Origin of the sequence: Streptomyces sp. NPDC006259 (assembly GCF_042870975.1) — a bacterium.
GTDB lineage: Bacteria > Actinomycetota > Actinomycetes > Streptomycetales > Streptomycetaceae > Streptomyces.
Window position 1 is genome coordinate 70330 of the sequence record NZ_JBIAHY010000011.1, and the last position, 24235, is coordinate 94564.

General features: G+C 69.3%; 30 protein-coding genes and 1 tRNA gene. 29 read left to right on the forward strand and 2 right to left on the reverse strand.

What is annotated here, in order from left to right; genetic code table 11:
- Positions 1-51 precede the first annotated feature (51 nt).
- The 16 genes from ACFYO5_RS34540 (at position 52) to ACFYO5_RS34615 (ending at position 12758) form a co-directional block, all read left to right on the forward strand.
- Positions 52-720, forward strand: a complete 669-nt coding sequence (locus tag ACFYO5_RS34540) for a hypothetical protein (protein WP_388716655.1) — start codon at positions 52-54, stop codon at positions 718-720.
- 80 nt (positions 721-800) lie between these two features.
- Positions 801-1871: an N-6 DNA methylase gene (locus ACFYO5_RS34545; RefSeq protein ID WP_388716657.1), complete on the forward strand. Its 1071-nt coding sequence runs from the start codon at positions 801-803 to the stop codon at positions 1869-1871.
- Positions 1868-2767, forward strand: a complete 900-nt coding sequence (locus ACFYO5_RS34550; RefSeq protein WP_388716660.1) for an N-6 DNA methylase — start codon at positions 1868-1870, stop codon at positions 2765-2767. The genes ACFYO5_RS34545 and ACFYO5_RS34550 overlap by 4 nt, the downstream gene beginning before the upstream one ends.
- Before the next feature lie 105 nt (positions 2768-2872).
- Positions 2873-3298 (forward strand): hypothetical protein, encoded by a 426-nt coding sequence (locus ACFYO5_RS34555; RefSeq protein ID WP_388716663.1) that lies wholly within the window; start codon positions 2873-2875, stop codon positions 3296-3298.
- 78 nt (positions 3299-3376) lie between these two features.
- Positions 3377-4078, forward strand: a complete 702-nt coding sequence (locus ACFYO5_RS34560; RefSeq protein ID WP_388716666.1) for a hypothetical protein — start codon at positions 3377-3379, stop codon at positions 4076-4078.
- 87 nt (positions 4079-4165) lie between these two features.
- Positions 4166-5020 (forward strand): hypothetical protein, encoded by an 855-nt coding sequence (locus tag ACFYO5_RS34565; protein WP_388716669.1) that lies wholly within the window; start codon positions 4166-4168, stop codon positions 5018-5020.
- A complete protein-coding gene (locus tag ACFYO5_RS34570) occupies positions 5017-5994 on the forward strand; it encodes a DUF4007 family protein (protein WP_388716671.1) in 978 nt (325 codons plus the stop codon). Before ACFYO5_RS34565 ends, ACFYO5_RS34570 begins: the two co-directional genes overlap by 4 nt.
- Positions 5995-6112: 118 nt before the next feature.
- Entirely contained in the window at positions 6113-6829 is a 717-nt protein-coding gene (locus ACFYO5_RS34575) for a hypothetical protein (RefSeq protein ID WP_388716674.1), read from the forward strand.
- 53 nt (positions 6830-6882) lie between these two features.
- The gene (locus ACFYO5_RS34580) at positions 6883-7296 is read left to right on the forward strand and encodes a hypothetical protein (RefSeq protein ID WP_388716677.1); all 414 of its coding nucleotides are present in this window, start codon (positions 6883-6885) and stop codon (positions 7294-7296) included.
- A gap of 159 nt (positions 7297-7455) precedes the next feature.
- On the forward strand, positions 7456-8316 hold the full coding sequence (locus ACFYO5_RS34585; RefSeq protein ID WP_388716680.1) for a hypothetical protein: 861 nt from the start codon (positions 7456-7458) through the stop codon (positions 8314-8316).
- A gap of 37 nt (positions 8317-8353) precedes the next feature.
- Positions 8354-8899 carry a hypothetical protein gene (locus ACFYO5_RS34590; protein WP_388716683.1) on the forward strand — a complete coding sequence of 182 codons (546 nt, stop codon included), beginning with the start codon at positions 8354-8356 and terminating at the stop codon, positions 8897-8899.
- Positions 8900-8968: 69 nt separating this feature from the next.
- On the forward strand, positions 8969-9463 hold the full coding sequence (locus ACFYO5_RS34595; RefSeq protein ID WP_388716686.1) for a hypothetical protein: 495 nt from the start codon (positions 8969-8971) through the stop codon (positions 9461-9463).
- A gap of 361 nt (positions 9464-9824) precedes the next feature.
- Positions 9825-10610, forward strand: coding sequence for a hypothetical protein (locus ACFYO5_RS34600; RefSeq protein ID WP_388716689.1), 786 nt, complete (start codon positions 9825-9827; stop codon positions 10608-10610).
- Positions 10607-11524 (forward strand): hypothetical protein, encoded by a 918-nt coding sequence (locus tag ACFYO5_RS34605; RefSeq protein ID WP_388716692.1) that lies wholly within the window; start codon positions 10607-10609, stop codon positions 11522-11524. The genes ACFYO5_RS34600 and ACFYO5_RS34605 overlap by 4 nt, the downstream gene beginning before the upstream one ends.
- Before the next feature lie 63 nt (positions 11525-11587).
- Complete coding sequence (locus ACFYO5_RS34610) at positions 11588-12256, forward strand: hypothetical protein (RefSeq protein ID WP_388716696.1); 669 nt, start codon at positions 11588-11590, stop codon at positions 12254-12256.
- 352 nt (positions 12257-12608) lie between these two features.
- Complete coding sequence (locus tag ACFYO5_RS34615; protein ID WP_388716699.1) at positions 12609-12758, forward strand: hypothetical protein; 150 nt, start codon at positions 12609-12611, stop codon at positions 12756-12758.
- Between the two features lie 44 nt (positions 12759-12802).
- On the opposite strand, the gene ACFYO5_RS34620 is transcribed toward ACFYO5_RS34615, so the two are convergent.
- Positions 12803-13372 carry a peptide deformylase gene (locus ACFYO5_RS34620; RefSeq protein WP_388716702.1) on the reverse strand — a complete coding sequence of 190 codons (570 nt, stop codon included), beginning with the start codon at positions 13370-13372 and terminating at the stop codon, positions 12803-12805.
- Positions 13373-13576: 204 nt separating this feature from the next.
- Here ACFYO5_RS34620 and ACFYO5_RS34625 point away from each other — a divergent pair, with 204 nt between their 5' ends.
- A complete protein-coding gene (locus tag ACFYO5_RS34625; RefSeq protein ID WP_388717171.1) occupies positions 13577-14419 on the forward strand; it encodes an IS5 family transposase in 843 nt (280 codons plus the stop codon).
- Between the two features lie 622 nt (positions 14420-15041).
- Here the strand turns inward: ACFYO5_RS34625 and ACFYO5_RS34630 are convergent.
- A complete protein-coding gene (locus ACFYO5_RS34630) occupies positions 15042-15848 on the reverse strand; it encodes an alpha/beta fold hydrolase (RefSeq protein WP_266518875.1) in 807 nt (268 codons plus the stop codon).
- Positions 15849-16008: 160 nt separating this feature from the next.
- Between ACFYO5_RS34630 and ACFYO5_RS34635 the strand changes: the two genes are divergently transcribed.
- The 12 genes from ACFYO5_RS34635 to ACFYO5_RS34690 all read left to right on the forward strand — a co-directional run bounded on the left by ACFYO5_RS34635 (position 16009) and on the right by ACFYO5_RS34690 (position 24213).
- Positions 16009-16791 carry a winged helix-turn-helix transcriptional regulator gene (locus ACFYO5_RS34635; protein ID WP_388716705.1) on the forward strand — a complete coding sequence of 261 codons (783 nt, stop codon included), beginning with the start codon at positions 16009-16011 and terminating at the stop codon, positions 16789-16791.
- Between the two features lie 562 nt (positions 16792-17353).
- A tRNA-Ile gene (locus ACFYO5_RS34640) sits at positions 17354-17427 on the forward strand.
- 75 nt (positions 17428-17502) lie between these two features.
- Positions 17503-17784: a hypothetical protein gene (locus ACFYO5_RS34645; protein ID WP_388716708.1), complete on the forward strand. Its 282-nt coding sequence runs from the start codon at positions 17503-17505 to the stop codon at positions 17782-17784.
- 288 nt (positions 17785-18072) lie between these two features.
- On the forward strand, positions 18073-18357 hold the full coding sequence (locus ACFYO5_RS34650) for a hypothetical protein (RefSeq protein ID WP_388716711.1): 285 nt from the start codon (positions 18073-18075) through the stop codon (positions 18355-18357).
- Positions 18358-18400: 43 nt separating this feature from the next.
- A complete protein-coding gene (locus ACFYO5_RS34655) occupies positions 18401-18727 on the forward strand; it encodes a hypothetical protein (RefSeq protein ID WP_388716714.1) in 327 nt (108 codons plus the stop codon).
- 192 nt (positions 18728-18919) lie between these two features.
- Complete coding sequence (locus ACFYO5_RS34660; RefSeq protein ID WP_388716717.1) at positions 18920-20215, forward strand: ATP/GTP-binding protein; 1296 nt, start codon at positions 18920-18922, stop codon at positions 20213-20215.
- Between the two features lie 165 nt (positions 20216-20380).
- A complete protein-coding gene (locus tag ACFYO5_RS34665) occupies positions 20381-20929 on the forward strand; it encodes a DUF6283 family protein (protein WP_388716719.1) in 549 nt (182 codons plus the stop codon).
- A complete protein-coding gene (locus tag ACFYO5_RS34670) occupies positions 20916-21095 on the forward strand; it encodes a hypothetical protein (RefSeq protein ID WP_388716721.1) in 180 nt (59 codons plus the stop codon). The genes ACFYO5_RS34665 and ACFYO5_RS34670 overlap by 14 nt, the downstream gene beginning before the upstream one ends.
- Before the next feature lie 14 nt (positions 21096-21109).
- The gene (locus tag ACFYO5_RS34675; RefSeq protein ID WP_388716724.1) at positions 21110-21541 is read left to right on the forward strand and encodes a hypothetical protein; all 432 of its coding nucleotides are present in this window, start codon (positions 21110-21112) and stop codon (positions 21539-21541) included.
- Positions 21542-21793: 252 nt separating this feature from the next.
- Positions 21794-22171 carry a hypothetical protein gene (locus ACFYO5_RS34680; protein WP_329156130.1) on the forward strand — a complete coding sequence of 126 codons (378 nt, stop codon included), beginning with the start codon at positions 21794-21796 and terminating at the stop codon, positions 22169-22171.
- Positions 22172-22460: 289 nt separating this feature from the next.
- Positions 22461-23435, forward strand: a complete 975-nt coding sequence (locus tag ACFYO5_RS34685) for a hypothetical protein (RefSeq protein WP_388716727.1) — start codon at positions 22461-22463, stop codon at positions 23433-23435.
- 118 nt (positions 23436-23553) lie between these two features.
- Complete coding sequence (locus ACFYO5_RS34690; RefSeq protein ID WP_388716730.1) at positions 23554-24213, forward strand: hypothetical protein; 660 nt, start codon at positions 23554-23556, stop codon at positions 24211-24213.
- Positions 24214-24235: the final 22 nt, after the last annotated feature.

Genomic DNA, 24235 nt, shown 5'->3' on the forward strand with positions numbered 1-24235 from the left:
CACGCCGCGGCGCCCAGGCCCGCGGATCCTCCGCGACAGAGACCTACCAGCATGAACCCTCAGTCCTCCGGCCCTGTGGCCGAGTGGTTTCCCTCCTCGGTCACCTACAACGAGCTCGGGCCCTACGACGCCGAGGTCCTCGGCCACCGGCGCGACGGAATGGTCCTGCCCCGCTTCACGGCTCAGGTGATGCGCCAGATCGCCGATGAGGGCCGAACCGTCACACCGGACACCCCAAGGATCCGGCTCGCCGACGGGATCGCCGAGATCCTCGACCGCGGCCGCCCGCCGAGGGTCGTCGAGCGCTGCTCACCCGACGCAGCCGGCCGGTTCGCCCTCGGACACGGCACCTTGCCCTGGCACGAGTACACATCGGTCGACACTGCGGCCTTCACTCACGCCCTCGACGACGCGCGAGCCGCCGGATACCCGCCGGCAGCCCTCGACACATGGACCATCGCGTTCGTCGATCACGGCCACCGCATGGCTCTCCTCGCGGTCTACCGCTCCCCCGACGAGAACGCCGCCGCCTACGACGCGCTCTACAACGCCCTCTACGCCGGCGGCCTGTCGTCCTACGAGACCACGCAGTCCCGCGCCGACGCCGCCGAGCTCGCGGCACGGCGGCACTTCAGCCGGGAGCGCGCACACGTCACGCCCGGCACCGTCGTATGGCCCACGGTCGCCCCCGCGACACGGATCACAGCAGGTCCCTGCTGACAACGCGGTCGCCGCAGACACCTGCCGCGCCCTCTGATCCCGACGTAATTCACCAGCACAGCACGAAAGTCAGCTCTCTCATGGCCCAGCCTGATTTCGCTGCCCGTCTCACGGAGGCCCTGTCCTCCGTCCGGCAGCCCGCCCCCACCCCCGCCCCCGCCCTCGTTCCTGAGGCGCCGGCCGCCGACAGCCCCGACTGTGCCGATCCCGGGTGCGCCCGGCACGCCGGAGTCAGCAACCCGCCCCACTTCCCCATCACCCGGCGCAGCGGCGCCGACCTCGGGGAATCGATCGCCGATGCCTGGTACGGGAGTTGCGGCAGCAGCCGCATGGACATCCCGGTGGGCGTCGTCGCGGCCCTGGCACTGTGGCCCAGCAAGTCCGAGGGCGCGATGCATGCAGGCGCTCTCTCCAATTACATCGCCGCCCAGCCCCCGCGGGTCCTGGTCAAGGGATACGCCGAGGTGTACGCCGCGACCTGGATGCTGCGGCCCGACCTCATGGACGTCGCCGCACCGATCTTCCGCTGGACGGAGGAAGACCTCGGCGAACAGGAACTGCGCGGGATCGCGGCCGTCACCCGGGCCGCGCTGCGCGCGGGCGTGCTCCACTACACCGGAGACAGCGACCCGTACTTCCGCTGCGACATCGACCTGATGTCGTGGACCATCACCAACCTTCGGCACAACAGCTCACGCAAGGGCCTGGGGGAATACCACACCCCGCCCGAGATCACCGATCTGATGGCGCGCATGCTCATGGGCACCACCGAAAGTCCCCACGTCGTCAAGGGCGCTGGGGAGTCGTTCAATGAGCCGACCGCCGGCACCGGCGGCATGTTCCGATCCGCGGTCCAGGGCATGCGCGAGCGCGGACTGAATCCGCACGAGCGTACGTGGGTCATGCAGGAGCTCAACCCGCTCGCCGCCGCCGGGGCGGCAGTCAATGCCGTCGTGTGGGACCTCGGCCCGGGAGCGGTCGTGGTCGTGGGCGACACGCTGGCCCAGGGCGACCTGAGCCGCGAGGCCTTCGCTCACCAGCGCGCGATGCAGGCCCACCGGGACACGATCCGCCAAGCCACCGCATTCGCCCTGGCCACCCGGGAAGCGGTTCGGATGCTCGACGCCGTCACCGCCGACCACGCCGCGTGAACAGGAGCACCATGAGCAGTGGACAACCCGACCGGGCACTCCTGCGGGATCTGACCTGGCTCCCCTCGGCGCATGCCCGGCGGGCGTTTCTGCCCGACCCGCAGGAGCACGCTCGGCGCCTGATCGGCACGGTCACGGCGCTGTGGCCTTCCGGCTCGTCGCTGGAGGTTCCCCTGGGTACGACGGCGGCGCTCGCGCTGCTGCCGCTCGCCGACGCCGAAAGCCCCGAACTTGCCCACGACATTGCCGCGCTGGAGCCTGCCGGCCTCATGACCGTGCTCCGGCAGATGTGGGCACACTTGTGGCTCAGCCAGCCGTATCTCGTCGAGCGAGCACATCTGCTGTGGCGGTGGCTGGCCGACCCGTCGCAGCAGACTGCCGACACCGTCACCGAGCTGACCCACCACCTGTTCAAGAGCGGGGTCCTTGAGTTCGGCGCGAACCCCGAGCGCTATCTGGCCACCGACCTGTTGGGGCGGCTGCTGCAGCAGCTGAGCGACCGCGGGGAGAAGAGCGGCCGCGGCGCGTTCCACACGCCCGACGTCGTCACCGATCACATGGTCGAGTACTTCGCCGATGACCTTCCGCCGGGCACGGTCATCGGCGAGGCAGCGGCCGGCTCGGGCGCCATGTGGCGGGCGCAGGCCCGCCTGCTGCACGACACGGGCCGGGACCCGGCTCAATACCGTTGGGTCGCCGCCGAAGTCGATCCGCTCACGGTGGCCGTGCTCGGAGCCAACAGCCTCCTGTGGCGGCTCGGTTCGGACGTCGTGATCGCCTGCGCCGACGCACTCGCCGGCGACAGCGGTATGGCGCAGGCACAGCTGGAGCGCGCGGGCGCCACAGCGCGCCGGGACGCGTTCGTAGCCGACCCACACTCTACAGACATTGCTTAATTGGATTTATAGCGGTACAGTTTCAGGCATCGGGAGGCGAAGTCACGCCTCCGGCCCACGCCGCTGGCACTGCCGCGACCGTCTTGCTCCGAGGAAGGCCCGCCGATGACCACCCAGAACAACACCGACACCCGCGCGATACTCGACCAGATCACGGAGCTCGACGGTGATGCCCTGTATGAGATCCATTTCGCGGCCCGCGAGCGGCTCACCGGGAGGCACCTCTCACAGCTTGCCCGGCTGCTGATGCCGGTCATCGCCAGCGCGCTGGCCCAGGAGGCCGGGGCCACTGCCCGTCACCTCGTGGTCCGCGCCATGGCCTTCGAACCGACACGGTCCCAGCCGCTTCCGGTCCGCTACAGCGTGGACTCGCTGTATCTGCCCATCGCACCCCTCACCGGCCCGGAGCGGCAGGAGAAGCTGACCGTGCCCGAAGGCCTCACCAGGCAGGCGGAACAGCTCCTCCGGGCCCTCACCAACCTGGCCAGCGGCCTCACGCCCGGTCACGACCTCTACCTCCAGCTCCCCTGACGCCCGCGTCGCCCGGCAGCCCCACGGAGCAGCCGCCCCGCCTGGCCGGTCCCCCCTCACCCAACTGCGCAGGATCACATGAGCACCCGTCACACTCTCGTCTGCCTTCCGCCCCTCGACGACCCGAAGGACTGGGCGGCGGCCGTCGGCGAAGCGATCGAGCCGTACGGCGACGACATCTACACCTGGACCGCCTTCGAGCGGTACGACACCCATTTCATCATCCAGCCGAACATGCAGCTGCTGACCGGCGACGCCGTCCAGAGCCCACGCGCGTACGGCACTCTCCGGTGCAGCGGCGGACGCAGGGCCTTCCTCGACTTCGACGCGATGCGCGAATGGCGCGCCGGTCAGGCGGCCGACCTCTTCGACGCGTGGAAGAGGGCGACCAGGGACATGGCCCCGGCCGTCCCCCTCAGCGACTTCCGTGCACTACACCCTCAGGCCCCCTATCTGCCGCAGGTCAAGTTCCGCGCGCAGCCTCAGATCCAGGTCCTGGAAGAACTCGACATGCTCCGCTCACGGCCCAAGGATGCCGAGGTGGTCGCACTGGTCGCACTGGACCGCGACAGCTTCATCGCACGCGCCCAGCAGCGCGCCGTCCCCGGGGACTTGCTGCTCACGCTCGACGGCACCCTCCACACCAATCCGGCCTTCGTGAACGCCGACGACGATGCCGAGACCGGCAGCACGCGCTACCTGGAGCTGGCCAACACCTACCTGGATGAACTCCCGCCCGACCACCTCGTAGTCGGCCTCGACTGCCGCCTCGCGGGGTAGCCGCCCGCGCCCGCCCGGCATCCGCCCGGGCGGGCGTGGCCCCGCCCGCACCCGTGACCCGTTTCTCGCCTCTGCAAGGACCCTCGCATGCACACCCCACCGACCCCTCCGTCCCTGGCCGCTCTGGCCAGGAGCGGGCACTGCACCCGATACGAGCGCAACGGCAGCCGCTGCCACCGGCCGACCCGGCGCAATGAGTGGTGCGGCGCCTGTGCAGGCTTCCTCCGCCCGCACCGGCAGGAGCGAACAGATGCACCGCAGCCGGCCCGTCCCCCCCACCAGTGGTTTCCCCTCACCACCGAGACACTGCCGCTGACCCCGGAGAAGGCTTACGACCCGAAGATCCAGGTCACGCGCTCGGCGATCGACCAGTACCGCGCAAAGCACGGCGGCGACACGTCGACGGCGGAGACCGAGATCCGCTGCCTGCTGAAGAACCTCATCTCCACCGGCAAGCATCAACGCTTCGAGAACGGCACCTGGCGGCTGCTGGCCGACGAGCGATTCGCCGTCCTGCTGTCCGCCGATGCCGCCCGCGTCATCAGCTACAGCACCCCCCACGGCGAGAGGACGTACGCCCAGGTCAAGGCTGGGGTCCCCAGCCGGAGTCGACGCAAGGAGAAGGGCTGGGTCCGAGAACTGCAGACCGAACTGCCCATCCGCTACACCAACCTGGTGCTGCGCCGCTTCGCCCGCGAGGTGCTCGACACGGAGTTCACGCGATCGACCGGCCGGAAAGTGGTCGAGGCCGCACACGCCCGCGGCATGCAGGTACAGCCCGACCGCCCGTTGAATGGCGCGGGACGGCGACGCATGACGGACGGAGAAGGGCTGAAGTGGCACTTCGTGTACTCACCCGGTGAGCGCCCCACGGTCGTTCACCTCTCGTGGAAATCCGGCTGGGGGTCCGAGGCTGCTGCACGGGCGGAGGCCGGACGATGAGCGAGGGCCCGCTGGACACCTGCCTGCCACGCTTCGCCCGGCACGGCTCTTACCCGCCGAAGTGGGGCTGGCTGCCCAAGGTCCACGCCGCGGTCGGCCAGGACCCGCAGGCCTTCTCGCGGCCCGAGGCGCCCGTGCTGTTCGCCGTCGGTTCCTCGATGGTGCCCGCGATGCGCTTCTGGGCGCTGGCCTTCGGTCTCATCGAGCCGGTGGACGGCGGCCGCGCCCCCACCCGCTATGCGGCCACCGAGCGCGGCCGGTGGCTGCTGGACGAGGACGGCGCCGACCCGTGGCTTGAGGAGCCGGGGACACTCTGGCTGCTGCACTGGTGGCTGCTGAGCGCGCGCCCCTGCCATGTCCCCACGTTCTGGCACCTGTTCGCGGGATGGGGGATGAGTCTCTTCAGCCGTGCGGAGCTGCGGGCCTCCGTGCAGCGGGCGGCGGACCGTAGCGGCTGGCGAGTCCCCAGCGACAACGTCGTGGACCGGGACCTGACCGCGCTGCTCGCCATGTACGCGCCGCCCGCGACCGAGGACGCGCCACGGGCAAGCATCGAGGAGATCCTGTCCAGTCCGTTCCGGCAGCTGAACATCCTCACCTTCGACGACGCACCGGGTGTCCCCGCCTTCCGCGCGGCGTCCGTGCGGGGCCGGCAGATCCGCCTGCAGCGCAACCGCCCCGACGGCGCCCCTGCGGCCATCCTGACCTACGCCTGTCTCGACTACGCCCGCTCCGTCGGCCACCAGGGCCCCGGCACCATGTCTCTCGCGGCGCTCGCCTCGGCTCCCGGAGGGCCGGGACGGCTTCTGCTGGCCAACGAGCCCGTGCTGCGCAGAGCCGTCGAGCGAACAGCGCACACCCTTGGGAGCGACCTGTCCGTTGTCGACTCGACCATCGACGGGCAGACCCTGCTGTCGTTCGGCGACGAGCCGCGCGTTCTCGCCGAACGCGTCCTCACCTCCCACTTTCAGTAATTGCGTTCTGAGGCAGGCCCGGCGAGCTGGCGGCGTAATTCCCTACGTCGAGGTGACGCTACCTGCCGCGCCTCACCCTCCGCCGACCGCCCGGTCAACAACACAGGAGACCACCTCCATGACCGACCACACCACCCGACTGAAGAACGCCGCCCCCCTCATCGCCTCCCACCTCGGCGTCGACTGGGGCGTCCTGACCGTGACAGCCGATGCAGAAGACCCCGGCGTTGCCCTGATCGGCAACCCCAACGGCCAGGTCGTCGCCCTGCACATCTCCACCTATGGCACCCGCGAAGGACGCCTGATCGCCGAAGGACGGCTGCCCGACGCGCCCGACGACGTCAACCGTGACGAGGTCAGCACCTCGTCCATCACGACTGGCTGCATCGGCATGGCCCCCGGCAAGCTCGGCAAGCCCCAGCAGGTCGCAGGCGAGATCCAGCGCCGGCTGCTCCCCACCCTGCGCGCGGCACACGAGATGTGGATGGCCAAGGTTGCCGAGGCCCGCGGCAAGGAGAAGCGCCGTCAGGCAGCAGCAGCCCTGATCGCCACCGTCGACGGCATCACCGGCCCTACCCGCAATCACCCGTCTGCTCGCAATCACCCCCGCGCGCTGCTGCTCGCCTGGGACGGAAAGGACCGGCTGCCCAACCACACCCGCCGCCCGACCAGCCACTGCGTGCCGACGATCCGCGTCACCGCCGACGCCAACGCCGACGCCGAGACGGTCATGCTCGAGATGCGGAACCTGTCGGCCGAAGCCGCCCGCGCCGCGATCGCCGCCTCCATCTCGACCTCCTCCAACACTTCCCGCTTCCCTCTGGAGATTCTCTGATGACGTCCGAGCCCCTCTCCGCCGCCGCTTTCGCCCACTTGAGGAAGGCGTCCGTGCATCCTGACGGGCATCTGCCGGCCAGCGTCGGCAGAAAGCTGCTGGCCCTGTTCGTCGAGAACAAGTACGTGTACCGCCATGATGCCGACGGCTACGTGCTCGAGGGCGACGACGCACTGCAGGACCTAAAGGCCCCCGACCCCGAGGCGCGCCCGTTCATCATCACCGCGGCGGGACGCCGTGCCGCCGCCCTCAACGGCGGACAACTCCGGGCCCTGACCGAGGGAGTCGGTCCCGACGGCCGGCTGGCACGGACGGTGGCATGGCCGACGGCGCACGCCCTGGCCCGCCTGCTCCTCGTGGAGCTCCGCGACGAGCAGGGCAACCCGACGCCGGGCGACGGAATCCCGTTCCGGACCGAACTCGGGAAGACCGTGGCCGAGGAAAACTCATCCCCCGAGATTGCGTAATTGGATTTATAGCAGTACTATCAGGAGTGGTGGGTGCGCATGTCGCGCCTCCGGCTCATTTCTGACCGCGCTGGCCGTCAGCGCTGGCTGCCGCCCTGGCCGACCGGGACCGCCCGGATGCCGGGCAAGGCGGCGGCCTTCACCACCGCAAGGAAGACCATGCCCCTCTCCCCCACCGCGCCGTCTACCGACGCCAACGCCCTGGAGGACTCCGCACTGCTTGCCGCACTCGGCAACTCCAGCGGAAACGTCCACGCCCCCGACGGCGCGCGCCTGGTGTCCATCGGCCTCGCCACCGTGAACGACAAGGGCCACTACTTCCTCACTGAGGACGGCCATGCCGCCGCCCAGGGCCTTCGCCAGCGCGAGCGTCTGCTGATCTCCGACGCGGCGTTGAAGGTCATCGGCAACGGCCACGCACATGGCAAGGCGACCGGATGGATCGCCGGTGTCACGTCCTCCCGCCGCGCCTATGTCGAAATGGTCCGGCTGCCCCACACCACCCCCGAGACCTTCGATGACCTGGTCATCCACGGCACCTGGTACGGCCTCCGATTCCAGCTGTATGTACGCCTCGGCATCCACGCAGAGCATGAAGGGGCCCGGCTCTACCTCGGCTCCGCCTCCGGTGCGTCCCGCGCTGCCGAACACGCGGACGCCGTGTGGAACGACCTGTGCCGTGACCATCGCGTTCACGGCATTCACCCGCCCAGCACCGTCTACACCGCACCCACCGGGCTGTTCTTCCACCACCAGAGCCGTCACGTGCTGTTGAGCCGGGACGAACACGGCCGTCCGCGCGCCGAGATCACCAACGGTCCCGATCTCGGACGCTCCTGGACGGGCCACCGCGCTGACGTCGCGGTGAAGGCCATGTGCAGCAGCCTGTACGGAACCCCATGCGCGCACGGATGCGTCACGGGCCGTGACTCCTGCACCGGCTGTGACGGCACCGCCGAGGCGTTCGAGAACACCTACGGCACGCTCCTCGGGCCCATGCCCGCTCCTCCGCTCGCCTGATCCGGCCGGTTCCCCGTCCCAGAATGACCAACCCCTCGTGACCACCAGCCGGGCCGAACTCACCAGCGGCCCCTACACGTTCAACCTGATCACCGGCACCAGCTACACCACCGTCGAACTGGCCGTCACCGAGACGGGCGACATCGTCGTCACCGGGCCGCTGAACCTGTCCCATGTCCTGGCCAAGACTCTGGTCGACCACAAGGCCGGGTGGATCGGCGCCCGCCTCCAGCATCTGGCGGTCGTCGCCGCACAAAACCGCTTCACAAACGGGCCCTGTCCGCGCTGCCTCGTCTCCGTCGGGTCCTTGCACATGGACCACTGCACCGTCGCACGGTGCGCCTTCACCGGCCTCCAGCGCTTCGGCTGCGGCCACGGAGGCGACCGGTGCAGGACTACCTGGTCGGGCCAGTGGCCCGGCGATGCCGAGTGCATCGAGTACGGGTTCTACTCCCGGATCGGCCCGAACGGATGGGAGAGCTGCTCGGCCGACGCCTCCGACGCCATGCCCGACATCAACCGGCTCTACTCCGAGTGCCGCTGGGACGTACGTACCCAGCGGATGGTCCTCCCCGACAGCTGACCCCACCGTGCGCCCGGCCTCCGCGTGGCCGGGCGTCCCGCCCGCCGTCACCGCTCCGATTGGCTTTCCATGCTCGCCCCACTCGCTCCTCCCAAGGCCACCCGCGACCCGCGGATCGGGCCGCTCGCGCGGCACGCGCGGTCCGTCCCCGTTCCCTTCACCCGCCCCTTCCGCCCCCACCCCGGCTTCAAGGTCGCGCCGCAGGACACCAAGGCGGAGCGGCTGCTGCACCTCTTCCACGATCGCTTCGCCGGTCTCGGGCACGAACTGATCCGCTGCCAACTGGAGTTGCCTGGCGAGCCGCATCCTCTCGCCGTCGACCTTCTCGACCTCACGACGCATCGGCTCATCGTCGGCCGGGGCACCGCCGAGCGCTCGGCGATACACGAGGCCATCGGCGAGCTCCTCGATCTGAGCGGCCTCTTCCTCGGCGCTTTCGCCAAGACCCTCCTCCTGCCCCAACTCCCCGATCCCGACCTGGACCCTCTGCTGAAGAGCCTGGGCATCACCGTCACCTGGCCCAGGCCCGCAGGCTTCCGCGACAGCAGAGGCCGTACGGCGTGAACCAGTCCGCCGCCCCCGGGTCCAGCCCGTGCCCCGTCCCGCGCTCATGGCCGAATGCCGAGCTCCTAACCAGCGGCGTCCTCACCGATCGGGCCGGGGCGCCGCTGGGGGCACCGTGCGGGTGCGGTGGCCTGACCGACGGCGACACCTGCCCTCTGTCCCTCAGATGCCCCAGTTGCGCCGAGCCCGCGGGCCGGCCGTGCCGCAGGCCCAGCGGCCACCAGGCCGCCGAGACGCATGTCCCCCGCCTGCGGGCCGCCGGCTCACTGGACAAGGCCCGTGAGCGCGACGGCGATCCCACGCTGCCCGCGCCGTGGCCCGACCGCGACCCCACCGACCAGATCCTCCCGAAAGACCGCACGTGACCACCGCCGCACCAGAAACCGCGCCGCCCTTCGACTTCTTCTTGGGCGCTCACCACCCGGGATGGCTGGAGACCGCCGACGTCCCGCTGTGCGTCTCCCACGCCCGTCTCTCAGGCCGGCGGTCATTGCCCCGTGCCCGGCACGGCTGGTTCCTCGACAGCGGCGGATTCAGCGAACTGTCGCTCCACGGCGGATGGCGCCAGTCAGCCCGCGACTACGCCGCCGCGGTGCGCCGGTACCACGACGAGGTGGGCCAACTCCGCGCAGCAGCCCAGCAGGACTGGATGTGCGAATGGGAGGTCCTCCGCAAGACGGGCAAGACGCTCAAGGAACATCTCGCGCTGACCGTGGCGAACTTCGTCGAGCTGAGGTCGATCGCCCCCGACCTGCCGATCATCCCCGTGATCCAGGGGTGGACCTATCCCAGCTACTTCCGGTGCATCGACATGTACGAGAAGGCGGGCGTGGACCTCACTCAAGAACCCCTGGTCGGTGTGGGCAGTATCTGTCGGCGTCCGAGCCTGCACCTTCCGACGATGCTGCTGGCGGACCTCGCGCAGGCCGGCATCCGGATTCACGCCTTCGGCTTCAAGAAGGCGGGCCTGAGGATCGCGTACAAGAACGTGGTCTCGGCCGACAGTCTCGCCTGGTCCTACGGAGGCCGCCACGAGCCGGGGTGCAGCGACACCCACCAGCACGAGAACAACTGCATGCGGCACGCGCTGTGGTGGCGGCGGGACCTGCTCGACCACATCGCCGACGACCAGCGGCGGCAGCGATGACGGGCCCCATCATGCCGACCGCGGCCGACCGGAGCGCCATGCAGACGGGCGACTCCCGCGGCTTCACCCAACGCTGGCGGTACGGCACGCCCACATGGCGACATGTCTCCGAGGGAGGGTTCCGTGCCGACCGGTACGAGGTGACCGAGATCGATGAGGCGGACGCGAAGGCGTTCGTCCAACGACATCATTACCTGTCCGGATGGCCTGCCGTTTTGCACCGTCTTGGCCTCCTGGACCGGGAAGCCGAGCTCCACGAGGACGACATCGCCGTCGACGGCTCACCGCTGGTCGGCGTCCTGGTGCTCGCCGTCCCCATGAACATGCGCGTGCTCACCAACCCCTTCCCGCACCTGGTCCCGCTGCGCGAGAGCGCCGAGATCGCCCGCCTGGTCCTGACGGAGACCGTCCCCAGCAACGGGGAGAGCTTCTTCACCGCCGCCGCGTTGCGTCGCGTTGCCGCCGACGGGTTGAAGGGCGCCGTAATGTTCAGTGATCCGGTTCCTCGCTGGCGCCTGACCGAAAACGGAAAAATCATCCAAACGCGGGGTCATTTGGGCATCGTGTATCAGTCGTTGTCCGCCGTATACACGGGAAGAGGCACCGCGCGCACGCTCACCGTCCTCCCGGACGGGACCACGTTGACAGCGCGTGCCCGCTCGAAGCTGCTGCGCCAGGAATCCGGGGCGCTCGGTGTCGCCCGCCGTCTCGAACGGTTGGGCGCACCGCCCCGGCCTGCCGGTCAGCCGCTCGGCGTATGGCTGGACCAGAGTCTCGCGCAGATCGGTGCCGAGCGCCTGCCACACCCCGGAAATCATCGTTACCTCCTCCGGGTGGGCCGCACGCGTGCCGAGCGGACGCGGACCGTCATCGGGCTCAAGCCGCAGCCTTACCCCAAGAGCGTCCCTGCCTGACGGGGCGCCCCTCACCTCGCACTTGCTCATCCCTGTACCCCTGACCAGCCCAGGAGCATCCATATGAACGTCAGTCCGCTGAACGCCGACCAGCGTGGCCGGATCGCCGACCTGCTCGGCGCCGCGAAGCCCGCACAGGACAGGCTGGTTGAAGTACTCGCCGTTTCTGTCCGTGACTGCGCTCAGCACGATCACGCCTCACAGCGGGAGGACTGGTACTGCCAGAACCTTCGCTCCTTCTGCGGAGAGCGCATGGGGCCCGTACTGCGCCGGCTGCTGGATGCGGAGGCCGAGGTGGAGCGTCTGACCGCCGAGGTCGGCGAGCTACGCCGAGGCGCCACCCACGCGGTGGGGGCCGCCGTTCGCAGCGTGCACCAGCGGGGACACGACATCGCGTTGCCGTGGGAGATCATGGAGTTCCTCACCGGCGGCGCCGAGACCGCCGCGGCCGCTCCCCCACGCGCATTGCCCCGTGACAACTTCGAGGTCGTCATCTCCTCCCCCGGCGGCCCCCCTCCCGTCGTAGCCGAAGAGGTCCGCTGCAAGCAGTGCAGCGGCATCACGACGCAGGCCGGGTTCGACGGGCAGGGGTGGACGCTGGACCGCCTCGACCGCATGGCCGACCGGCACGAATGCCTTCCCCGGGTGAGCGCCGACGACGCTGCGTGCCCGCAGGCCCTGGCCCCGGACGAGCCCCAAGGGAGTTCGGTAGAGGGGACGTTGGGCCGGTGAGGTCCTTCACCGCCGGCCGGAGCAGCGACCAGGCAGCCCGGCCGGCCGCACGACGCGCATCCGTACATCTCTCCCACACCGAAGGAAATGGAGTAACCCCATGGGGCTCTCGCTACGAGCCGGACGCTCGACCGGTCCACTTCCCCGCGACCCGTGGCCGCAGTGGTCGTACGGCGGTTTTCGTCTCTTCCGTCGCGGGCTCGCCGCACACGTAGGCATCGATCTGCCGCGCATGCAGGGCTTCGGCGGGGACACCGCCTGGACCAGCTAGAGCAGCCCGCTGCGGCATCTGCTGAACCACCCCGACGACTCCGGTGAGATCTCAGCGGACTAGGCTCGGGAGCTGGCCCCCGTGCTGCACGATGCACTGACCGCGCTCGCGGCCGAGGACGTCGACGGGCTCCTGTGGGGCCCCGACAGCCACAACGGGCGAGCAGGCCGGGATCTGGTGGCGCTGTTGACCCTGTGCGGAGCCGAAGGCCTGCCCGTGATCTTCGTCTGATGGACGCGTCCACGCTGTCCGGACCGCTCCTGTCTGCCGCCGGACTATCGCTCGTAGGCCCAAGCGTGTCCGGTCTGGCGATACTCCGCCACAGGCAGTGGCGCTACACCGGGGCGCATGCGGCTCGTGTACAGGAGTCCGTCGAGGTGGTCGATCTCGTGCTGGATCAGCCGGGCGAGGCCGCGTTCGTAGACGGCGGTGACGGTGCTGCCGTCGAGCACCGTGGCCTCCACCGTCACCGTCAGCGGGCGCGGCACCAAGCCGCGCACGTCGAAGAAGCTCAGACAGCCCTCGTACTGCTCGTCCGACTCCGGTCCGCGGGCGATGATCCGGGGGTTCAGCAGCACGATGGCCGGGGCGTCCGGGGTGGGTGGCCTGACGACGGCTGCGGCGCGGCCGATGCCGATTTGGGGGGCTGCGATGCCCATGCCCTTGGCGAAGGGATGGATCTGGGAGATCTGCTCCATCGCGGCGAAGAGCCGGTCGACGGCGTCCTCGGACGCCTCGCGTTCGGCGGGCAACTCGAGGGCGCGGGCCGGCTCATTGAGGATCGGGGCTCCGCATTGGACCACCCCCAGGTCCCGCATCCGCTCGCTTGGCTGCACCTCAGTCACCCGAACTCCCTGTTGGCGCTGCCCAGTTCATGGGGCACTCGGACGCGCCTCGAGACGATACCGGGCGTACAGGGTCGGAGTGGAGGTCACCAGAGAAAGGCGGCGCATCCCGTCCGCCTCGCGCCGCACTTAGACATGGTCTCAGAACTGATGGTGTGTCGGTCCCGGATGGATCGGCTCTGAGCGGGGATCGTCGGGCATGTGGTGACGAGACGGCAGGAAAGCCTGATCGATGATCGGCTCTGGGAACTGGTAGAGCCACTGATCCCGGAACGGCCGCCTCCGAAGGGTCCAGGGGGGAGGCCACGGATCGATGATCGTGCCGCGCTGGAAGGGATCGTGTTCGTGCTCAGCACCGGTTGCCGTTGGCGCGACCTGCCTCAGAAGTTGGGCTGCGGGTCCGGACACACCGCGTGGCGACGATTGCGGGAGTGGCAGGATGCCGGGGTTTGGGATCGGCTGCACCAGGTCATCTTGATCGAGCTCCGCGAGGCTGAGGTGCTGGATTGGACCCGCTGTTGCGTCGACGCGGTCGCCGTCCGGGCGAAAAGGGGGGGCGAGCTTACCGGTCCGAGCCCTATCGATAGAGGCAAATCCGGTTCGAAGTACCACATCTTGTGCGACCGCAACGGACTTCCCCTGCACGTACTTGCCTCGGCGGCCAATACCCACGACAGCCAACTGTTCGTCCCGCTGTTGGAGACCAACCCGGGCGTACCCCATGGTCGTGGCCGACCGCGCAGGCGCCCGGACAAGCTGCATGCCGACAAGGGCTACGACTACCGCCGCTGCCGCAGCTACCTGCACCGCCGCGGAATCGGTGTCCGCATCGCCCGACGCGGCGTGGAAGACCCCGCCCGGCTCGGCCGGGTGCGCTGGGTAGTCGAGCGCACGGTCTCGTGGCTGTTGCGGTTCAAACGCCTCGGGCTGCGCTACGACCGTACCGAGGCCACCCTACGCCCGCTGCTGACTCTCGCCGCCTCGATCATCAACCTCCGGCGCCTGCTGCAAACCGAATCCTCATCGTCCGTCACCCCAGCCGCATGAGCAACGACGACACGGTTAGCCCCCGGTCACTGAGAATCAATGCGCACCAGGTATCCGAGACGACGCAGGTCAGCCTGGCGTACAGCTCGACGGGGTTGCCGCCCGGACTCAGCTTCTGTCCGATTGGGGTTCCTCAGCGGACGCCGTTCATGTTGCTGCTACCAGTGTCGTTCTCCGAACCTCGCTGGCAGCCGGATGCTCGGGCAAGAGCGGCTCGATCGCCGCATACACGGCGTCTACAACCTCGCGTTCGAGTGCGCGCATGATGGTGGGGACCTCCCCGGTCGTCGGCTATGGATCGCACTCGGTATGAAAACCGAGCCAACCCGCCGACCGGCGGATGGTCACCTATCCGCGCGAGTCCTTAGTTCGCTGCTGGCGTCGTTGACGACTTCCCGGGGGTGAGTCCGTGCGCTGGCTGCCCAGTTGACGAGCCCGCGGCAAGATCCGCGTCATCGGAGCCCCCGTCATGGGGAAGGGATCGCAGGCTGCAGATCGCGTTCGCGCCAACACGCGGCGAGACTCCGGAACTCAGGAGTCGCCGCTCACCGACCGATGCTGACGTGGCCGATGGGCCTGCGTTCCGAAGCGACCCACGGTCGCGACCTGATCAGTCGACGGGTTACTGGTCGAAGAACGTCTTCAGTACACGGGCCATGAGTTCGGGGGCGACGACGTGTCCTTGCCCGTCGAGCGTGTGTCGTTCGGTCTGGGGGGTGGCGGCTGCTACCGCGTTCGCGGCGCGGTCGAAGAAGTCGGTCGGGAGGCCCGCCATCTGGGGCTCGGTGATCGGACCCTCGGTGGTCACCAGGACCGACTGAGTGATGCGGGCAAGTCGGTTCGTGGGGATCTTGTAGTCATTGAGGACCATGGCGTCCTTGACGAGCGTGTGGGCGAGCGCGACGGACAAGGCCCAGTACGGGTGCTGTTTGCCAGCCGCGATGTCCGCGTCGGGTCCGCCGGTAAGCCTCATGAACAGTTCCAGCATCTCCTCGTCCCGCCCGGCTTTGTATGCCTCGTGGGTGTCCGCGAGGTACTGGTTGAACCTCGGCCACAGGTCGTCCCCGATCACGTACGGCACATCCCACACCGCGATCTTGTCGATCGCCGAACCTGCCGCTGCTGCCTCCAGCGCGAGGGCGCCGCCAGATGAGGCGCCGTACAAGTGAGCTGAGCCGCCGGCTGTCGCAATCAGCGCGTCGAGGTCTTCCACCTCCCGCGCCACGGCGTACGGCGGTGTATTGCCGCTGTCGCCCCGGCCGCGTCGTGCGTAGTTGTAGACCGTGAAATGGTTGGCAAGGAGCCGGGCCAGCGGCGCGTTCTCAGCGCCGTCGTCTAGGGTGCCGCCGACGAGGATCACCGCCGGGCCAGTGCCTTTCCGGTCGTAGGCGATCCTCGTACCGTCGGCGGACGTCACACGAAGTGTCATCTCGTTCACTGCTTCTCTCCATATCTCGATGCGTGGTCGTCACCGTCGGAGCATGTTGACCCGCGCCGTGTGTAGCCGATGACGGTGCCGTCGGCTCAGGTGACGATTCATACTCCTAATTTAGGAGCATTCACTCCTGTTGTCTAGTACACTCGGGTGCATGAGCAAGAAGCGGGTGTTCGACGACCCCTGCGGCATCGCGCGAGCGCTGAACGCGGTCGGCGAGCGGTGGGCGTTGCTCGTCGTGCGGGAGCTGGTCTTCGGCCCGAAGCGCTACTCCGACCTGCACCGCGGGCTGCCGCAGATGAGCCAGAACGTCCTCGCGCAGCGGTTGCGCGAGCTTGAAGCCGACGGCCTGGTGCGGCGAAGGCGCCTGGGACCGCCTGCGCCCGCCGCCGTGTATGAACTCACCGAGCGCGGGCAGGAACTGGAGCCCGTGCTCCGCGCGCTCGCCCACTGGGGCAGCCGCGCACCGCTGCCCGAGGACGGCGCGGCGGAACTGAGCGTCGACGCGCTGCTGTTCGCCCTGCGCGCGACATTCGATCCGGCACTGGCGGGTGAGCTGTCGCTGCGCTGCCAGCTGGACGTCGCGGGCGACCGGTTCCGCGCCACCGTTGCGGGCGGACGCCTCGAGTTGGACCGCGGTGAGCACGCCGAACCCGATGCGTGGCTGACCGTGCCGGAGGCGGCGACATTGCGCGATCTGGTGTTCGCCGGTGCGGCGCTGCACGACGCCGTCGAGCGGGCAGACACGGAAGTGGCGGGCGATACCGAGCGGCTCGCCGCGCTGCTGCGCTGCTTTCCCGCAGCCGTGCGGTATCCGGCGCCACAGGACCCCGGGCCGCCGGATCCCGTGTCGCCGGATCCCGTATCACCTGACCCCGTATCACCGAACGCCGAACTCCCGGATCCCGCCGTCAGCGCAGGAAGTCGTCGAGGGTGAGCGGCAGTCCGCGGACCCCGGACACCGGTGGCGAGGTTACGCCGGCCGACAGTTCAGACTCCGCGGGCTCGCGGAACTCATCGCCGAGACGACAACGCACCACTTGGATAGCGACCCGCAGCTCAACGCCAGGCGCTGGTCCACGACCGAGCATGATCGACTTGTTGCAGTAGCCCATCCCCATAAGAACCAGCCGAGCAGTTCTGAGACCAAGTCTTAGCAGCAGGGGCGACGCCTCTGCGGTCCTGGAGGTCGCGGTGCCCCACGCCACCGGGGCCAGGGAACCGCAGGCACGACTCCGCGCCTCCCCGTGGCCGGGTCGGCTAGGAGGCGATACCCGAGATTCGCCGGACGCTCTCCCTGGCTGCGCGCCGAGGGCTGAGCGTCCCGGCCTCCCGCGCGCGCCGCGCCGTGGCGGAGAACCGCACGGGGCCGACCCATCCGATAGATATTGCTTAATTGGATTTCCTACTGTAGAGTTGTGTCAACGGCGAGCGAGAAGCGGCCGTTCGCACGGGCCGTATCCGGTACCCCCCATCGGATACGGCCCGTCCAACCACACAGCGCTGTAGCTCAGTTGGTAGAGCGCGGATCTTATAAGTCCTGGGTCGCTGGGTTCGATTCCCGCCAGCGCTACTTACGACCCACCCACCTCCCATGCGATCCGTGAATCGTCGGACCGCCTATTCACGCCCCGGAGGCGCACCACTCATGCAAATCCCCTACGTCGTGCGGGATGCCGCCACCGGCGGTCTCCTGCACGGCGTCTTCTTGTCCAGTGAAGCGGTGGAGTTCGAAGGGGTTCTGAAGGACCCCGACGGCCTGGAGGCGACTCCGTACCTCTACTGGGCCCCCCAGGAGCAGATGTGGTTTCTGGCGCACAACAACTGCACGCCCGCACAGCTCGTATACGAGGCCATGGACCCCGAGGCCGCGCGCGCCTGGCTGGTCGAACATGAGCACCCCGAGGCCGTACGGGAGCACTTCGGATAGTGCTCCCGAAGCGGGCCCGCGCCGCCTCCGCCACCGAGCAGTCGCGCGCCGCCAAGTACCGCCGGATCCGGCACCCCGACAACCGCGCCCCCGAAACTCGCACGAGTCCCCTCGGCAGCCATCACATCTGCTGGTGCGGCCAGCCGTTCAGGCACCCATGGCCCGGCGCCGAAGAAGGCTCGGCACACCCGCGCCCCTCATGATCATTTTCTGGAGAACACCGTGCTGCGCTTCCGCTTCCGACCCCGTCACGATGGTGAGGATTTCGACGACTATGAGCAGGCCTTCATGGACGCCTGGAGGAGCTTCTGCTCCCGGCGCGGAATCACCCCCTTCCCGAAGTTCGCCACCGGCGACGCGTACCTGGACGCCTGGAACGCGTCGCGCGAGTACACCGAGCGCCCCCTGAGCAGAATCATTCCGCTGCCGCTCCCAGTACGGATGGGGCAGTTGCGCCCTGGGCGGTACCGGCTCCTGGCCGTGAAGTACTGGCGAAAGAACCCGGCCCGGCTGTGGTGGCTCGGGCACGTATGGGACGAGATGCGAGCCGACTGGCGAGGCCCGGCCGCCTGATGCCCCCGCGCGAAACCCGCCGATTCGAGGAGATGAGAGCGGCATGACGATGAGCCGCGCCGAGGGGCGCACGAATGGGAGTGTGGAGTTCCTCCACGTGACGGCGGAGGCCGTTGCCCTCCGCGATCTGCGCTGGTTCTGCGACCACTGGTCGCGCGAGTCGAGCTACAGCAGGTGGCGCCGCCTGCCGCCGACGAGCCTGCTCGTCCTGGAGAACGGGAAGACTTACCCAGGACTCTTCACTGTCAGCGGCGGTGAGCGGGGCCGCTTCGGCTACCGGGACGGGCGGCGCTTCGTCCGGTGCCACGGCGTAATCATCCCGGTGCCGGCCCACAACGACGACACCCCAACCCGGCACGACTTCGAATAGTGGGAGCACGGACCCATGGAGGACGAACCGCCCGTGGCCGACGTGGAGAGCATGCATTTCCCGCTCCCGGGAGAACCCGCACGGCGGCCGCGCACCTAACCCCATTAAGATATATTGCTTAGTTGGATTTACTTTCGTAAGATTGGGGCATCGCCCGGGGCGTGAGCCCGCCCCCGTTACGGGAGGCCCGAGATGACCGTCTCCACACCAGCAAGCACCACGGACTTCAGCCTCCCCCACCCCGGGACGCACCTGGTGGCCTTCAGGATCACCAATGTCGGCTCGGCGCGGCGCACCGAGGAGCTGGACCTGACCGTCGGCAAGACGGAGGAGACGGGCACCTTCCCCATGAACGCCCCGCACGGCCCGCTTACCGTCACCGCTGTCGCCGCACTGTTCGGGGCCAACGCGTCCGGGACCTCCACCGTCCTCGGCGCGCTGGCGAACATGCGTGAGGCCGTACTGAGCTCCTACACCCGCCAGACGGCCCCCGTCTCACCGGCTCACCGGCCCTTCGCCCTGAGCCCGGACGACGCTGCTGAGCCCAGCACGTACGAGATTGAGCTCGTCCGCGACGGCGAACAGTGGACGTACGGCTTCGCCGTCAGCGCCCGGGGTATCGAGCGGGAGTGGCTGCACAGCGTCACGGCCGCCGACGGACTGCGGACCTGGATCGACCGGGATGCCGCACGGACCGACCGGGGCAGCTGCGCCTATCGGTGGCACGGCCTCACGCCGGACACTGGGCGGCTGGAACACCTCGGCAGCGACCGTACCCTGGCTCTGTCCCTGGGCGGGCTGCTCCAGGTCGGCCCCTTCCGGACGGTCTACGACTTCTTCCGCACCGAGCTGCTGCTCATCGCCCCCCGCGATGCGCAGCAGCAGGGGCGGGCCAGGGACCGGCTCGGGGAGTCGGCCGAACTGCGCCGCCGGATCGGCCCGTTGCTCGCAGCTGCCGACCTCGGCGTCGACGCCGTGGAGATAGACCCGGCCGACGGCGAGGTCAAGCTCGCCCACACCGCCGCCGGAGGCCGATCGGTACTGCTGGACTGGGCGATGGAGTCCTCCGGCACCCGCGCCCTGGTGCTCGTCCTGGAACGCGTTCTGTGGGCACTGGAGCACGGCAGCGTCATCCTCATCGACGGCCTCGGTAGCCCGATCCACCCGCTGCTCACCGCCGAGATCACTACGCTCTTCGTCGCCTCGTGGTCCAACCTCCGGCACGCGCAGTTACTGTGCACGTCCCACGCGGTCGCCCTTCTCGGCGGCGCACGGCACGGTCAGAGCCTGGAGCCCCACCACGTGTGGCTCGCCGAGCGGGGCCGGGACGGCTCGACCGGGGTCTACCCGCTCACCGACGCGAAGCCGGGCAGGGGCGAGGACCTGGCCGACAGCTACCTCGCCGGAGCCTTCGGCGGCGTCCCCGGCATCAGCGAGGGCCGAGTCGGGCGCGCGCTCCTCGCCGCCGGGTCCGCCACCCAGGGCTAAGACGCTGCGGCCGGGCCTGTCCCGGCCGCAGGCCGCTGATAGTTCGAGCGCCGGCGAGCGCGCCCTGGCAGACTTTCGACAGCCGGACGGTGCGTCACACATCACCATCAAGGAGATCCCGTGAACCACCCTTCCCCTCTCGACGAGCTCAACGAGGCGGGACACGTGCCAGCCGCAACAACCAAGACCGAGCCGCCGTCCGGGCTGAGCACGCGGACCTTCCCCCTTGAGACCGGGGTAGAGCGCGACCACCGAAAACGTCCCTGCACGAAGTGCCCCTGGCTGACCAGCACCGACCTGACCGAATTCAGCGACGAGGACATGGACATGCTCCGGCGGGCCCACGGGCGCCCCGGAGCCGAGGCGCCCGTGGACGCGCCCATCGTCGCCTGCCACCGCGACCAGCCCGGCACGGCGCACGCCATGCGGTGGTGCGCCGGATTCCTCGCCGTGGTCGGCGAGCAGCGCCTCGGCGTCCGCCTCGCGCTCGCCTTCGAGGCGTTGCCCCCGCAGGCCGTCAATCCACCCGCCAGCTGGCCGGAGCTGTATCCGGACCTCGACGCACTCGTGGCGGCCCGGGCCGAACAACTCGGTCTGCCGTCACCCGCGACGGCCTGCGAGGAGGGTGACAGCGAAGCCCAAACCACCACGCCGACGGCCCTCGATACGGTCGGCGTACCTGTTCATGGAGGTACACATCATGACGACCAGTGAGCCCGCAGAGCTCCGCATCAAGGAGCTCGAAGCGACTCTGACAGAAGTCCTGACCCACATCCGGCCGCAGGGGCACCCGAGCTGGGAGCTCAACACCTGTCTCGTGACCAACGAGCAGGTCACCCAATGGGCGAAGGTCGTCGGCCTCGCCACCGCCCAGAACTGATGAAGGGGAACAATGTGCTCGATCTCGACCGATTCGCCATCGACGACGGCCGCCATCTGCCCCAGCTCGGCATCGCCGAGGACGAGTCCACCGCTGCCGGCACGGCCCGCTTCCGGGCCAGGTGCTCCTGCGGCCGGATGTCCCCCCATCCTACGGGCACCCGCGAGCAAGCCCTGGCCGCGCACATTGCTCACGTCAACACCAAAATCGGTCCCTCCAAGGGGCCGGACTGGCTCGCCGTCGGCGTGCGCGCCGGCATCCTGGCGGTGGCCATGCTGATCATCTGGGGCGCCTGCTACGCCATCGGCCTGGTCGTCACCCACGACCAGGACCTCACCGGTGCCACCGCCAAGGCAGTCCTCGGCGGCTCCCATCTGGCGGGTCTCGCCTTGGTCTTCGGCCTCGTGGTCGCCGCCCGGCGTTGCATCGCTCCCACCCGCGCCTGACACCCCACCACGAGAAGCGTTGGACACCAACCTCACGGGCCACCGCAGCGGGCACACCGTCCCGCCTGCAGCGGTCTTTCGCCGGACGCCCACCGGGGGTGAATGATCGAGTCCCGCGGCGACAGAAGAAGGCTAACGTATATTGCGTAATTGTATTTACTCATGTAGGCTGTATGTCATCGACCCGGCCCGAGCCAGAGCGTAACCGTCACCCACTGCGCACCAACTGGCCGCCGAAAACGGAGGATTGCGTTGCCCACGTCGATCGACACCGCTGTTCACTTCCACCCCCCGGGGACCCCCGGGAGGCTGTGCAACAACCACAACCGCCAGATCCTCGCCGTCAACACGTGCCAGCTCGCCCGGTTCCGCGGCTACGACGACACGATCAGCGACGAAGAGATCATCGCGACCATCACCGAGGTGAAGGGCGGGCGATACCGGTACCGGCCCCAGCCCGCCACCTACGAGGCGGTCCGGTCCGGTCTCAAGGCTCCCCTCACGACCGCCGACCACGCCGACGTCGTCAAGGACCGCGTATTCGCCGCCGTCGGCCAAGGGCACCCCGTGCTCGTATCGGACGACGACGGCAACGAGTACTACCTGGTCGCCATCCCGGCCACCCCCTGACCCTTCAGGCCACCGGCCGAGCGGGGGAGGAAGCAGACGGCACGCAACCTCCCCCACGGCCGCTTGTTCACGGAAAACCGGACCACACGCACCACAGGAGCCACCATCTCCAGCAAGTCCTCCGGCACTCCACCCGACGTCTCCGTCCCGCCCCGCACCCCGTAGGCCGATTCCGGCCACATTCGCCGGTGCGGCACTGATGCAGGGCGGACGGCCCGTCGAGCGGATCCCGTGCTTTGGCATGATCCCTTCCACAGCCCCAACCCCGCCCACATCAACGGAGCTCACAATGAAGACCGCCACCCTGGCCGGCACATGCGCCGCGGCGCTCCTGGCCCTCGTCCTCACCGGATGCAGCCAGGACGGCACAGCAACAGCCGGCGACCACGCAGGATCCTCCCGGCCCGCCGCGGCCAGCCCGGCCGGACTGCCCGACGGAATCGCCGCCCTCGGCTCCCAGCAGCAGCTTGGAGACGAGGCGTGGAAGGCAACCGTGCACCCCCTGAACACGGCGACTCCCCCGGCGGACGGCTCGCTGCCCGCCGGCTGGTCCCCCGCTCGCGTACAGGTGGACCTGACCAACATCGGATCCGACATCGCGCTGCTGCCCGAGACCGCGGTGACCGTCCGAGTCGGCGAACTCGGCCTCGAGACGAAGCCGTTCACCGATCAGAACCTGGCCGACTTCCCCAAGCCGGACGCCGGCACCAAGGTCAAGCCAGGCGCCACCTTCACCGCCAACCTCGGCGTGGCCGTTCCGCCGCAGACCGCAAGCCAGCGGGCCACCGTCACCCTGGAAGCGACCCAGGCCGGACTGGCCGAGGCCGACACCGTGTTCTTCGAGGGCACGCTGCCCGGCTCCCCCACCCGTGCCACCCCTACGCCGGCGGACACCGCGGCCACCGGCTCGGCGATCGCACTGGGCCAGTGGTCATCCGATGGCGTCCGGGTCTCCCCGCTGCAGCTGGCCGGAGACAAGGGCGGCCGACGCGACGCCACCCTCGAGCTGTCCGTACGCAACACCGATGACGATCCCCGCGCCGGCATGGGCGTGACCTTGCGCGTACTCGTCGGCGCAGACCTCACCACCGCTGACACCGTCTCCGCGGGCCTCGGGTACCAGGACGCGCCCATCGCGCCGCACCGGACCGCTACCGACACCGTTCGCGTCTCGGTTCCCTCCCGAGCCGTCCCGGGCCCCGTGACCGTCCAGGCAGAACAGCGGGGCGGGTCCCAGCTCATGTTCGAGGGAAGCCTGAAGTGATTACCACACCACGACCCGCAGCCCTGGCTCCCCGCCCCGCCGCACGGATCCCGGGCCAGGGGCGTACGAAGAGGCGCCCGGTCGCCACAATGTCAGCGGGACAGCTGATCATGGAGGGGTGAACCCCGCACCGCACAAGCGCATCCAGGCCTCCGCCCAGGTCACCGTCACCGTCGGCTCCGCGAGCTGGGCGCAAGCCTCGGGAGCGAAGCCCTCCGAGTCCGCGGTCCGCACGGACGTGGTGGCCGTGGTACGGCGCGCGCTGGACAGCGATGTCGTGCTGGCGAAGGCCGGCGCCAGCGTCGCGGTCAAGCCGGTCACCCTGCTCGACACCGCCCCGGAGATCACCGGGACGGTGAACGCCGCGCTGTTCGAGCGAATACGGCTGTACCCCTTCCCCCTCAACGGGTTGGCCCACGAGACCCTTCAACGGCAGATCGCCGCCGGCAAGACCACCGCGCTGGGTTGCGGTCGCGGCGGACGGATCGTCGAGGCGATCGGCCGGGCCGGCACCGTCACCCTCCCTGCGGCTCCGGCCGTGTACTCCGACCGGCACGGACGGCTGACCCTCCAGGCGCCCGCATTCAGCGAACTTCCTCCGGACGGCGCCTGGTTCTATGCCCCGACCGAAGTCGTGGCCCTGCTGCTGTTCCCTCAACTGGCTATCCTCCTGGACGGCGCCGACTCCGGGGTAATGGAGGGTCTGCGCCGGCTCGTGGAAGGGCGGCGTGCGCAGTCACGCGCCGCGGCAGCACATCGAGCGCCGCCGCCCGGGTGAGCGGGTCGGTCATCGCCCCGGT